Origin of the sequence: Anaeromyxobacter paludicola, from assembly GCF_023169965.1 — a bacterium.
GTDB lineage: Bacteria > Myxococcota > Myxococcia > Myxococcales > Anaeromyxobacteraceae > Anaeromyxobacter_B > Anaeromyxobacter_B paludicola.
This window is the reverse complement of the sequence record NZ_AP025592.1, coordinates 3,649,726-3,661,901: the sequence shown is the minus strand read 5'-3', so window position 1 is coordinate 3,661,901 and position 12,176 is coordinate 3,649,726. Positions and strand designations below refer to the sequence as shown.

Sequence of the window (12,176 nt, the reverse complement as noted above, 5' to 3'; positions counted from 1 at the left end):
CATTATTGGAACAGGTGGCTTTCCCGAACCCGGAACACGGAGGAGCGATGCGCCAGGACCTCGACCGCAAGCCCATCGTCTGGGCCTTCAGCACGAGCCGGCTGCGCCACGTCTTCGAGAGCGTCGCCCCCACCTACGCCGACCGCGCCGACGTCCGCGTCTTCCACTCCGGCTTCGAGGAGGCGCTCGCCACCGCGCGCGAGCTCACCGAGTCGGGCGAGGAGGTGGACGCCTTCATCGCCGCCGGCGCCAACGCCGCCTACCTGCGCGACCACGCCGCCGTGCCGGTCTCCTTCGTGCGCGCCACCACCCTCGACGCCCTCGAGGCGCTGGCGCGGGCCCGGCGGCTCTCGCCGCGCGTGGGGGTGGTGAACTTCCGCAAGGTGGTGCCGGGGCTCGACCAGGCCCGCCAGTTCCTCACCGGCCTCGAGCTCGAGCAGCGCCCCTACCTCACGCTCGAGGAGGCGCGGGCCGCGGTGGCCGACCTCGCGGCGCGCGGCTTCGAGGTGGTGGTCGGCACCGGGCCGGTCTGCGACCTCGCCGAGCGCGCCGGGCTCCAGGCGGTGCTGCTCTACTCGCAGGACTCGGTCGCCGAGGCGATCTCCCGCGCCGTCGAGATCGCCCGCATCGCCCGGGCCGAGGAGCTGAAGCGCGAGCGGCTCCAGGCCATCCTGGCCCACCTCGAGGAGGCGGTGCTGGCGGTGGACCTCGACGAGCGGATCCGGGCGCTCAACCCGGCCATGGAGCGGCTCCTCGACCGGAGCGCGCGCGAGCTCGAGGGGCAGCGGCTCTCCGAGGTGGCGCCGGCGCTCGGCGCGACCCGCGTGCTCGAGACCGGCGCCGCCGAGCTCGACGGCGTCGCGCGGCTCGGCGCGCGCACGCTGGTGGTGCACCGGCGGCCGCTGCGGGAGCGCGGCCAGCTCTCGGGCGCGGTGCTCACCTGCCAGGACGCCACCTCGGTGCAGCGGCTCGACCGCACCGTGCGCGCCCAGCACCGTCCGAGCCGCTTCGTGGCGCGGCACCGGCTCGACGGGCTGGTGGGCGGCTCGCCGGCCATCGCGCGGGTGCGCGCCCTCGCCGCCCGCTACGCCCGCACCGACGCGACCGTGCTCATCACCGGCGAGAGCGGCACCGGCAAGGAGGTGGTGGCGCAGGGGATCCACAACGCCAGCACCCGCCGCGATCACCCCTTCGTGGCCATCAACTGCGCCGCCTTCCCGGAGACGCTGCTCGAGGGCGAGCTGTTCGGGCACGAGGAGGGCGCGTTCACCGGCGCGCGGCGGGGCGGGCGGCCGGGCCTCTTCGAGTCGGCCCACCGCGGCACCCTCTTCCTCGACGAGGTGGGCGACGTGCCGCTCACGCTCCAGACGCGGCTCCTGCGCGTCCTTCAGGAACGGCAGGTGCTCCGGCTGGGCGGCAACGAGCCCACCCCCATCGACGTGCGGGTGATCGCCGCCACCCACCGGGACCTCCCGCGCGCGGTCGAGGCCGGGCAGTTCCGCGGCGACCTCTACTACCGGCTCGCCATCCTGCCGCTGCACCTGCCGCCCTTGCGCGAGCGGGGCGACGACGCGGCCGCCATCGCGGGCGAGCTGCTCACCCGGGCGCTCCTGCGCCACGGGGTGCCGGCGGCGCAGCCGCGGGCGCTCTCGCTGCTGCTCCCGCTCCTCGGCCGCCACGCCTGGCCGGGCAACGTGCGCGAGCTCGAGAACGTGGTGGAGCGGGTGGCGGTGCTCTTCGCCGATCGCGACCCCTCGGCGCGGGTCAACGAGGAGGAGCTGCGGGCGGTGCTGCCCGAGCTCCACGGCGCGGCGGCGCCCTCGCCGGCGCTCGCGACCGCGGCCGCCGCGACCCCGGCGGCGCCGGCCCCCCCGGTGGACCTGCGGCGCGCGCGCGAGGAGCAGGAGCGGAGCCTCATCCGCCGCACCGTGGCCGAGTGCGGCGGCAACCAGGCCGAGGCGGCGCGGCGGCTCGGGATCGGGCGCTCCACGCTCTGGCGCAAGCTGAACGGGGAGCGGTGAGGGCGCCTCGGGCGCGCCTCGATCGCCCCGGCGACGCGGTCCGGCCGGTCCTCAGTGCCGGAGCAGCTCCAGCGCCGGAGCCTCCGCCGCCGGAGCCGGCGACTCGCCCTGCCCCGCCTCGCCGGCGCGGACCAGGGCGGCGCGGTAGACCGCGGGCGCGAGCAGCTCGTTCAGCGCCACCACCCCGAGGGTGAGGGCGCTCGCGGCCGCGCCGAACTCGGGGAAGGTCTTCGCGAACAGGGTGGAGAGCGCGAGCGCGAGCCCGGCCTGGGGCAGCAGCCCGAAGCCGGCGTACCTCACCACCGTCGCCGGGGCGCGGGCGAGGCGGGCGCCGGCGCGGGCCCCGGAGAGCAGCCCGGCCGCGCGGACGAGCACGATCACCCCGGCCGGCACCCAGGCGGTGGCGAGCACGTCGAGGTGCAGGCTGGCGCCGGCCACGGCGAAGAAGACGATCGAGACCGGGAGCGACGACGGCTGGAGCTCCCGGTGGAGGACCTCGGCCACCTGGGTGGCGTTGCGCACCAGCATCCCGGCGGCGAGCGCCACCAGCAAGGGATCGAAGTGGAGCCGCCGCCCGATCTCGGAGACCACCACCGTGGTGAGGAACACGAAGAGCGGGGCGCCCCCGGCCACCTTGCGCAGGTAGGTCGCGAGCACCACCCCCACCAGCGCGCCCGCGCCGAGCGAGCCCAGGATCTCCCAGGCCAGGGTCGCCGCGGTGTGCGCCGCGTCGGCGCCGGCGCCGAAGGTGGCCTTGGCGACGGTCGAGGTGACGGCGAAGAGGACGATCACCATCAGGTCGGCGAGGACCACCACCCCGAGCGCGGTGCGCGCCACCGGGCCGTCGGCGCGCAGCTCGTCGCGCAGCGCCACCACCACCGCGGGCGACTGGGCCACCGTCACCACCCCGAGCACCAGGGAGACCGCGGCGGCCTGCGCCGGCGCGAGGTGGGCCATGAACGGCAGCAGCGACCGCAGGAGCCAGACCGCGGCCGAGAGCAGCGCCGCCGTGCCGAGCACGCCGAGCAGCGCGATCCAGCGGATCGACCGCAGCAGCGGGCGGATGGCCCGCAGCTCGAGCTCGCTGCCCGCGGTGAGCGCGATCATCGACACCGCGATCCCGTTGACGACGTCGAGGCTCCCCACCATCTCGCGGGAGAGCAGGCCGAGCCCCATGGGGCCGGCGACCACCCCGGCCACGATGTACCCGGTGAGCCGGGGCAGCCGGAGCTGGCCGAAGAGCCGGCCGGCGAAGAACGCGGTGACGAGCACGTACCCGAAGGCGAGGAGCGTGCTCGCGCCGCCCTCGGGCCCCGCCGGTCCGAAGGAGCGGGCGGCGTGCATGAGCCCGCCCAGGGCCACCAGCAGGAGCGCGTTCATCCGATCGCCTCGCGCGAGCCGGCCGCGGACGCGGCGGGGCGCGGCGCCGCGATCCGCCCGACCGCGCCCGCCTCCCGCTCCATCGTCGAGAGCTTGCCGCGCGTGACGAGCTGCACCACCACCTCGGTCAGGATCCCGCCGCCCACCACCGCCGGGGCGATGAGCGAGCTCGCGAGGTCCGGGTAGAGCAGGTGGGCGTTCACCACGATGGCGATGGCGAGCGGCCCCATGGGCGCGACCGCGAGCGCCTCGCGCTCGCGGGGACCGAGCCGAAGCCCGCCCCACGCCGCGGCGGCGTTGGCCCCGAGCCGCTTGCCGATGAGGCGCGCCGCCATGAACACCGGCATGACCACCCAGCCCCGCCAGTCGGACGGGTCCCAGAGCGCGCCGATGGCGAAGAGCGAGAGCAGGTAGACCGGCCGCTCCAGCCGCCGCAGCGCGGCCCCGAGCGCCGCCCGGTGGACGCCCGGGAAGTTCGCGAGCAGCGCGCCGGCGAGGAAGGTGACGCCGATGGGCGAGAGGCGCAGGCAGCCGGCCACGCCGGCGGCGAAGCTCACCGAGCCGAGCGTGAGCACCACCAGCTCCGGCCGGCTCCGCGCGGTCGAGAGCATGGCGTACATGAGGAGGCCGGCGGCCGCGCCGAGCCCCACCGTCAGCAGCAGCCAGGCCGTCCCCGGCAGCTGCCACCCGCCGGCCTGCGGCCGGAAGTAGGCCGCCACCGCCGCCAGCCCGAGCACGCCCACCAGCTCCTCGATGCGGGCGATGCGCGAGACCAGCCCCGCCGACTCGGCCGCCCCGAGCAGCCGGGCGCCGGTCTTGGCCGTCATGGCCCCGGCCGTGCCGAGGATGAGGGCGTCGCGCGCCAGGGTGGGGAGGTGGGCGGGGACGCCGGAGATGGACAGGAGCGCGAGCCCGGTGAGCAAGGCCACGCAGGCGCACGGGATCGAGGTGGCGAGCCCGACGATCCCGGCCACGCCCGGCGGCAGCCCGCCGAGGAGGCGCGGGTCGAAGCGGAACCCGGCCACGAGCCCGATCCAGCCGAGCGCGAACCCGAAGAGCGTCCCCAGCTGCGCCAGCACCGGCGCCGTCACCACGCCGACCGCCGGGTGCCGCGCCGCCAGGCCGAGGAGCACGAACGGAAACCCGGCGGTGACGACGTGCGCCACCCGCCACCGCTCCTCCCAGGCCCGGACCCGCGGGTGCCCGCCCAGGTAGGCGAGCCCGACGAGGAAGAGCACCGCCAGCGTGGTCCGGATGACCATCGCGGGCGCGTCCTGGACGGGACTCGGCGCGTGGGCGGTGGAGGCGGCGGCGAGCGCGGGAAGCAGGGAGGCGAGCGCTGTGACCAGAAGCTTCGCCGCGCTCGAAAACCGGAGCCACCGTCGCTGGATCATGTGACGCGGGAATATGGCAGTCCCGTCCCGACATGCTCTACAGGCGACCGGGCGAGCCCCCGCCCTACCCGCTCGGGCCATCCCCCTCGAGCACCAGTCCGGACGGGAGGATCCATTCGCGTGACGTGCCGCGTCGAAACGCGCCGGCTAGCACTCCCCCTGCGTCCGGCCCGCCTTGGGAGGGCCGCCCACCTACCCCGACGCACGTGGAGGAGACATGGATTTCGAGCGCGAGGTCGCCGAGCTCCGGCGCTGGTTCGAGAGCCCGCGGTTCGCGGGCATCACGCGCGTCCACACCGCCCGCGAGGTGGTGGAGCAGCGCGGCACCATCCCGGCGGACTACCCGGTGGCCCGGACCGCGGCCGAGGCCTTCCACGCGCGGCTCCGCCAGCTCTTCGCCGAGCGGCGCTGCATCACCACCTTCGGCCCGTACTCGCCCGGCCAGGCGGTGGCGATGAAGAAGATGGGGATCGAGGGCATCTACCTCGGCGGCTGGGCCACCTCCGCCAAGGGCTCCGCGCAGGAGGACCCGGGCCCCGACCTCGCGAGCTACCCGCTCTCGCAGGTGCCGGACGAGGCGGCGCCGATCGTCCGCGCCCTCCTCACCGCCGACAGGAACCAGTTCCACGCCCGCGCCCGCATGACCGAGGAGCAGCGCCGCGCCACGCCGGAGGTGGACTTCCGGCCCTTCATCATCGCCGACGCCGACACCGGCCACGGCGGCGACGCCCAGGTGCGCAACCTCGTCCGGCGCTTCGTCGAGGTGGGCGTGCCGGGCTACCACATCGAGGACCAGAAGCCGGGCGTCAAGAAGTGCGGCCACCAGGGCGGCAAGGTGCTCGTCTCCGAGGACGAGCAGCTGAAGCGGCTCTCCGCGGCCCGGTTCCAGCTCGACCTCATGGGCGTGCCGGGGATCATCGTGGCCCGCACCGACGCCGAGTCGGCCACGCTGCTCGACGGGCGCGGCGACGACCGCGACCAGCCGTTCATCCTCGGCGCCACCCACGTCACGCTCCCCACCTTCAAGGCGGCCTTCCTCGCCATCCTGCGCCGCTTCCAGGCGGCCGGCGTGGAGGAGCTGAGCGGGCACCGGCTCTACGCCCTCTGCGACGAGGAGTACGCCGCCGCCGACGCCTGGCTCGTCCGCGCCGGCTTCGACCAGAAGATCGCCGCCGCGGCGGCGGATCTGAAGAAGGGGGCGCTCGGCGCGGTGGACGCGGCGCTCGACCGGGTCTTCAACGGCTTCGTGGACGCCTGGCAGGCGGAGGCCGGGGTCTGCACCTACGCCGAGGCGGTGGGCAACGCCATCGCCTTCCGCGCCGCCGAGGGCGATCCCCCCTCGATGAGCCGGGACGAGTGGATGGCCTTCGCGGCGCGCGCGCCCTTCTACCGGATCCGGGAGAAGGCCCGGGCCATCGGCGTGCAGGTCACCTGGGACTGCGAGCACGCCAAGACGCCCGACGGCTACTACCAGGTGCGCGGCGGCATCGACTACGCCATCGCCAAGTCGCTCGCCGCGGCGCCCTTCGCCGACCTGCTCTGGATGGAGACCAAGACCGCCGACCTGAAGGACGCGAAGCGGTTCGCCGACGCCATCCACGCCGTCTTCCCGGACAAGATGCTCGCCTACAACCTCTCGCCGTCCTTCAACTGGGACACCACCGGCATGGACGACGCGCAGATGCGCCGCTTCCCCGAGGAGCTCGGGAAGATGGGCTACGTCTTCGACTTCATCACCTACGGCGGCCACCAGATCGACGGGCTCGCCTCGGAGGAGTTCGCGACGGCGCTCCGCCAGGACGGCATGCTGGCCCTGGCGCGGCTGCAGCGGAAGTTCCGCCTGCTCGAGTCGGGCTACAAGACGCCGCAGACGCTGGTGGGCGGGCCGCGGGGCGACGCCGCGCTCATGTCGATCACCGGCCGCACCGCCACCACCAAGGCGATGGGCCAGGGCTCGACGCAGCACCAGCACCTCGTGCAGACCGAGGTGCCGCCGAAGCTCCTCGAGGAGTGGCTCGACCTCTGGCGGAAGCAGCACGGCGTGCCGGGCAAGCTGCGGGTGGCGCTCAAGCCGGTGTCGGCCGGCTCGGACCTGCTCGAGCTGTCGCTCCTCTCGGCGGACGGCGAGAAGAAGCTGGACGTTACCTTCGCGAGCATCCACGACCGCCGCGGCCGGAGCATCCTCTCGATCCGCGACCAGAACAACTTCGACCTGGCGCTGCGGCGCAAGCGGCTCATGACGCTCGTGCAGCTCTACCTGTTCCACCGCTACAAGGTGGACTCGGCCCACTACGTCACGCCGACGCCCGACAACGAGCGGCAGGCGGAGGGGATGCGGGCGGAGGGGCTCTTCCGCTCGGTGGCCCAGGAGGTCGGCGAGATCATCGTCGCCGACGTGGACCGGGCCCGGGTGAAGGAGCTGGTCGGCCCGGATCGGGCGGCGCTGCAGGCGTTCATCGCGAGGAAGTGAGGGGCGCCCTCCTCCCCTCTCCCGCGAAGCGGGGGAGGGCCAGGGAGGGGGTCACCGCGGCGCCGCGCGGCGCCTACGCCGCCAGCACCCGGGCCGCCGCCTCGCGCGCCTTGGCGGCGATCTCGCGCTCGTCGCCGCCGAGGAGGTGCCCCTCGCGCAGGCGCACCTCGCCGTTCACGATCGCCCAGGCGGCGGGGGCGCCGGCGTGGAGCATGGCGAGGTCGCCGGCGAGCAGGTCGGGCAGCGGGGCCGGGGGGCGCCAGTCGAGGAGGACCAGGTCCGCCGCCGCGCCGGGCGCGATCTCGCCCAGCCCGACGCCGAACAGGCGCGAGGCGACGTGCCCGCCGCCCGGCCAGATCTCCTTCGTGACCACGTCGCCCGACGCCGTGGCCCGGTGCTCCGCCATCCGCAGGCACATCGCCGCGGCGAGCGCCTCGCCGGCGACGTCCGGGAAGAGCCCGTCCGTGCCGAACGCCATCGGCGTGCCGGCCGCCGCGATGTAGCCGAGCGGCGGGAACTCGCCGCCCCAGAAGAGCGCCGCCCGCGGCGAGAGCGCGAGCCACGAGCCGGTGTCGGCGAGGAGCGTGACCTCGCGGCTCGTGAGCGCCGCGTCGCGCGCGATCACCGCGCCCGGGCCGAGCCCGCCGCAGCTGCCGACGAGCGCCACCGGGTGGAGCCCCGACATCCCGAAGGCGTGGGCCACGTCCTCCTCGTCCTCGGCCAGGCAGGCGTGGAGGCCGTGCTCCCCGCCGAGCTCGCCGGCCGCCTCGATGCTCGAGCGGCCGAGCTCGCAGAGCCCGTCGATCCCGATCACCCCGCGCACGAGCGGGTCGCCGCGCGAGAGGGCGGCGAACGCGGCCGAGGCCGCCACCCCGGCCCGGCCCGAGCCGCCGCCGCGCCGGTCGGTGGGGCCGTAGGCGAGCGACGCCCGGAGCCCCACCCGCCGCACCCCCGCGGCCGCCGCCGGCAGGGTGCGCTCCTCGTCGCCGGCCGCCCCGCGCACGAGGTCGCAGGCGCAGGTGACCCCGGCCCGGAGCGCCGCCAGGGCGCCGGCCGCGGTCAGCGCCTCCACCGCCGCGGCGTCGAGCCGGTCCTCGATGCGCGCCCGGAGCCGGTGACGGTACTCGGCCTCGCTCTCGGGGCTCCTCGCCGGGAGCCCGGCCAGGCGGCCGAGGGCCCCCACGGCGAGGCGCGTGTGGGCGTCCACCATCCCCGGCACGAGGAGCCGCCCCTCGCCGGCGACGTCCCAGTCGTCCGGGCGCGCCGCGACCTTCGTCCCCTCCGGCGCGACCTCGGCCACGAGGCCCCCCTCGACCACGACCGTGGCCCGCTCCAGCAGGGCGGCGGGGGTGGCGACCAGGGCGTCGCGGACGACGAGGCGAGGCGGCATCGAGCCCTCCATATTCACCGGACTCCCCCGGCCGGTCCACATTCCGGTTTTCGGGTATAAAGCGCCCATGCTTTCACCGGAGATCCTGAAGAAGCTCGAGTCGATCGAGCAGCGCTACGAGGAGCTGACCGCCCTGCTCTCCGACCCGGCGGTCACCTCGAACGGCGACCGCTTCCGCAAGGTCGCGAAGGAGCGCGCCTCGACCGAGCCGACCGTGCTGGCGCTGCGCGCCTACCGCCAGGCGCTCCGGGAGATCGAGGACAACGAGGCGCTGCTCGGCGAGAAGGACGCCGAGATCCGGGAGCTCGCCCGCGAGGAGCTCGCGTCCCTGCGCGCGCGCATGCCCGCCGCCGAGGAGGAGCTCAAGACCTACCTCGTCCCGCGCGACCCGAACGACGACAAGGACGTCATCCTCGAGATCCGCGCCGGCGCCGGCGGCGACGAGGCGGGGCTCTTCGCGGCCGAGCTGCTCCGCATGTACCTGCGCTTCGCCGAGCGCCACGGCTGGAAGAGCGAGATCGCCGACACCTCGCCCGGCGCGCTCGGCGGCATCAAGGAGGCGCTCGTCAACATCAGCGGCGACTCGGTCTACTCGGCCCTCAAGTACGAGTCGGGCGTCCACCGCGTGCAGCGCGTGCCGGCCACCGAGCAGCAGGGGCGCATCCACACCTCCACGGTCACCGTGGCGGTGATGCCCGAGGCCGAGGACATCGACATCCAGATCAACCCGGCCGACATCGAGATGGACGTGTTCCGCTCCACCGGCTCCGGCGGGCAGAGCGTGAACACCACCGACTCGGCGGTGCGCCTCACCCACAAGCCGACCGGCGTGATCGTGAAGTGCCAGCAGGAGAAGAGCCAGCTCAAGAACCGCAACATGGCGATGCGCATGCTGCGGGCGAAGCTCTTCGAGATGGAGCTCGAGAAGCAGAAGAGCTCGCGCGACGCCGCCCGCAAGAGCCAGGTCGGCTCGGGCGACCGCTCCGAGAAGATCCGCACCTACAACTTCCCGCAGGACCGGCTCACCGACCACCGGATCAACTACACGCGCCACAACCTGCCGGCGGTGATGGACGGCGACGTGCAGGATCTCGTGGACGCCTGCCGGACCTACTACGCCGCCGAGGCGCTGCGCGAGGCGTCGCGCGCGGAGCAGCCGGGCGCGGTGGAGCGGCGGGCGTGACGACGGAACGGGGCGCCTGCGAGCGCCCCTCCTCTCCTCTCCCGCGCGAGCGGGGGAGGGTCAGGGAGGGGGCGGCGGGCCAGGGCGGCGTCGTCCCAGCGTTGTGCAGCGGCGAGCGCAGGCCCAGCCGGATGAGGCTGGGTCGAAGCGAGCGGGGGGCCCGGGGGGGCCTCATTCCCCCGGTATGAAGGACACCTGGACCCCCCTCAAGCTCCTCGCCTGGACCCAGGGCTTCTTCGCCCGGGGCGGCGTGGACGCGCCGCGCCTCACCGCCGAGGTGCTCCTCGCGCACGCCCTCGGCTGCGACCGGGTGCGGCTCTACCTCGACTTCGACAAGCCGCTCGGCGAGCCCGAGCTGGCCGCCTTCCGCGCCCTGGTGAAGCGGCGCGCCGCCGGCGAGCCGACCGCCTACCTCGTGGGCCGGCGGGAGTTCTACGGCCGCCCGTTCGCCGTCGACCGGCGCGTGCTCGTGCCCCGCCCCGAGACCGAGCTGCTGGTCGAGGCGGCGCTCGCGGCGCTGCCCGAGGGCGGCGCCGCACTCGACCTCTGCACCGGGACGGGCTGCGTCGGCATCACCCTCGCGCTCGAGCGGCCGGGGGCGCGCGTCACCGCCGTGGACTTGTCGCCCGACGCGCTGGCGGTGGCCCGGGCGAACGCCGCGGCGCTCGGCGCCTCGGTCGAGCTCCTCGAGGGCGACCTCTTCGCCCCGGTGCCCCCGGAGCGCCGCTTCGACGTCATCGCCTCGAACCCGCCCTACGTCCCGACCGGCGAGCTCGCCGGGCTGTCGCGCGAGGTCCGCCAGGAGCCCGCGCTCGCGCTCGACGGCGGCGCGGACGGGCTCGCGGTGGCGCGCCGGATCGTGGCCGAGGCGCCGCGCCGGCTCGCGCCCGGGGGCACCCTCCTCGTCGAGCTGCACGAGAGCCACGCCGAGTCGCTCCCGGCCCTGTGCCGCGCCGCCGGCTTCGCCGAGGTGGAGCTCCGCAAGGACCTCGCCGGCCTGCCGCGCCTCGCCGTGGCGGTGATGGTATAAGGGCCCGCTTTCCCGAGAGAACCAGATGGACAAGATCATCGTAGAAGGCGGCGTCCCGCTCCGCGGCACGGTCGAGGTCTCCGGCGCCAAGAACGCCGCCCTGCCCGTGGTGGCCGCGGCCCTGCTCGCCGAGGGCGACCACGTCGTCCACAACGTCCCCGACCTGGCCGACGTGCGCACGCTCGGCCGCATCCTGCGCCACATGGGCTGCACGGCGGAGCGCGGCGACGGCCGGACCGTCCACATCCGCGTCCCGCCCGACCTGAAGCCCGAGGCCCCCTACGACCTCGTCCGCACCATGCGCGCGGGCGTGGTGGTGCTGGGGCCGCTCCTCGCGCGGTGGGGGAAGGCGCGAGTCTCCCTGCCGGGCGGCTGCGCCATCGGCGCGCGCCCCATCGACCAGCACCTGAAGGTGCTCGGGGCGATGGGCGCCGAGATCGCGATCGAGCACGGCTACGTCGAGGCGACGGTGCCCGGCGGGCGGCTGCGCGGGACCGAGTTCGTCTTCGACCTGCAGACCGTCACCGGCACCGAGAACGCCCTCATGGCGGCCGTGCTCGCGGAGGGCGAGACGGTGCTGCGCAACTGCGCCCGCGAGCCCGAGGTGGCCGACCTCGCGCTCGCCCTCAACGAGATGGGGGCGAAGATCGAGGGCGCCGGCCGGACCGAGATCCGGATCCAGGGCGTGGAGACGCTCCGGCCGCTCCGGCACACCGTCATCCCCGACCGCGTCGAGGCCGGCACGCTGCTCGTCGCCGGCGCGCTCACCCGCGGCGACGTGGTGGTGAAGGGCTGCGACCCGTCGCACCTCGCCGCGCTGCTCGAGAAGCTGCGCGAGGCGGGCGCCCACCTCGAGCCGGTGGAGGGCGGGCTTCGCGTGCGCGGCGAGGGGCGGCCCAGGCCGTTCAACGTCCGCACCCTGCCGCACCCCGGCTTCCCCACCGACATGCAGGCGCAGGTGATGGTGCTCGCCGCGGTGGCCGACGGGTCGTCGGTCATCACCGAGACCATCTTCGAGAACCGCTTCATGCACGTGCTCGAGCTCCGCCGGCTCGGCGCCGACATCACCGTGGACGGCAAGACCGCGGTGGTGAAGGGCGTGCCGCGCCTCTCCGGCGCGCCGGTGATGGCGAGCGACCTGCGCGCCTCGGCGGCGCTGGTGCTCGCCGGCCTGGACGCCGCGGGCGAGACCGAGATCCAGCGCGTCTACCACCTCGACCGCGGCTACGAGCGGCTCGAGGAGAAGCTCGCGCCCCTGGGGGCGCGCATCCGGAGGGTGCCCGCGTGACCGATCGCCTGCCGTCCAAC

General features: G+C 75.2%; 8 protein-coding genes. 5 read left to right on the top strand and 3 right to left on the bottom strand.

The window, feature by feature from the left end; translation table 11 throughout:
* Positions 1-47: 47 nt before the first annotated feature.
* Positions 48-2,021: a propionate catabolism operon regulatory protein PrpR gene (prpR, locus tag AMPC_RS16455; protein ID WP_248342502.1), complete on the top strand. Its 1,974-nt coding sequence runs from the start codon at positions 48-50 to the stop codon at positions 2,019-2,021.
* A 51-nt stretch (positions 2,022-2,072) separates the two neighbouring features.
* On the opposite strand, the gene AMPC_RS16450 is transcribed toward prpR, so the two are convergent.
* Positions 2,073-3,401: a cation:proton antiporter gene (locus tag AMPC_RS16450; RefSeq protein WP_248342501.1), complete on the bottom strand. Its 1,329-nt coding sequence runs from the start codon at positions 3,399-3,401 to the stop codon at positions 2,073-2,075.
* Positions 3,398-4,795 carry a cation:proton antiporter gene (locus tag AMPC_RS16445; RefSeq protein WP_248342500.1) on the bottom strand — a complete coding sequence of 466 codons (1,398 nt, stop codon included), beginning with the start codon at positions 4,793-4,795 and terminating at the stop codon, positions 3,398-3,400. Before AMPC_RS16445 ends, AMPC_RS16450 begins: the two co-directional genes overlap by 4 nt.
* A 217-nt stretch (positions 4,796-5,012) precedes the next feature.
* Here AMPC_RS16445 and aceA point away from each other — a divergent pair, with 217 nt between their 5' ends.
* Entirely contained in the window at positions 5,013-7,265 is a 2,253-nt protein-coding gene (gene aceA / locus AMPC_RS16440; protein WP_248342499.1) for an isocitrate lyase/phosphoenolpyruvate mutase family protein, read from the top strand.
* Positions 7,266-7,338: 73 nt separating this feature from the next.
* On the opposite strand, the gene AMPC_RS16435 is transcribed toward aceA, so the two are convergent.
* Positions 7,339-8,655: an amidohydrolase family protein gene (locus tag AMPC_RS16435; protein ID WP_248342498.1), complete on the bottom strand. Its 1,317-nt coding sequence runs from the start codon at positions 8,653-8,655 to the stop codon at positions 7,339-7,341.
* Between the two features lie 67 nt (positions 8,656-8,722).
* Between AMPC_RS16435 and prfA the strand changes: the two genes are divergently transcribed.
* The 3 genes from prfA (at position 8,723) to murA (ending at position 12,156) form a co-directional block, all read left to right on the top strand.
* Entirely contained in the window at positions 8,723-9,838 is a 1,116-nt protein-coding gene (gene prfA, locus AMPC_RS16430; RefSeq protein WP_248342497.1) for a peptide chain release factor 1, read from the top strand.
* Positions 9,839-10,022: 184 nt separating this feature from the next.
* Positions 10,023-10,868, top strand: a complete 846-nt coding sequence (prmC, locus tag AMPC_RS16425) for a peptide chain release factor N(5)-glutamine methyltransferase (protein WP_248342496.1) — start codon at positions 10,023-10,025, stop codon at positions 10,866-10,868.
* Positions 10,869-10,893: 25 nt separating this feature from the next.
* Positions 10,894-12,156, top strand: coding sequence for a UDP-N-acetylglucosamine 1-carboxyvinyltransferase (gene murA, locus AMPC_RS16420; RefSeq protein ID WP_248342495.1), 1,263 nt, complete (start codon positions 10,894-10,896; stop codon positions 12,154-12,156).
* Positions 12,157-12,176: the final 20 nt, after the last annotated feature.

Bases quoted from the DNA above. Each gene is read 5' to 3' on its own strand.
- prpR (WP_248342502.1), top strand. From the start codon at position 48: ATGCGCCAGGACCTCGACCGCAAGCCCATCGTCTGGGCCTTCAGCACG.
- AMPC_RS16450 (WP_248342501.1), bottom strand. From the start codon at position 3,401: ATGAACGCGCTCCTGCTGGTGGCCCTGGGCGGGCTCATGCACGCCGCC.
- AMPC_RS16445 (WP_248342500.1), bottom strand. From the start codon at position 4,795: ATGATCCAGCGACGGTGGCTCCGGTTTTCGAGCGCGGCGAAGCTTCTG.
- aceA (WP_248342499.1), top strand. From the start codon at position 5,013: ATGGATTTCGAGCGCGAGGTCGCCGAGCTCCGGCGCTGGTTCGAGAGC.
- AMPC_RS16435 (WP_248342498.1), bottom strand. From the start codon at position 8,655: ATGCCGCCTCGCCTCGTCGTCCGCGACGCCCTGGTCGCCACCCCCGCC.
- prfA (WP_248342497.1), top strand. From the start codon at position 8,723: ATGCTTTCACCGGAGATCCTGAAGAAGCTCGAGTCGATCGAGCAGCGC.
- prmC (WP_248342496.1), top strand. From the start codon at position 10,023: ATGAAGGACACCTGGACCCCCCTCAAGCTCCTCGCCTGGACCCAGGGC.
- murA (WP_248342495.1), top strand. From the start codon at position 10,894: ATGGACAAGATCATCGTAGAAGGCGGCGTCCCGCTCCGCGGCACGGTC.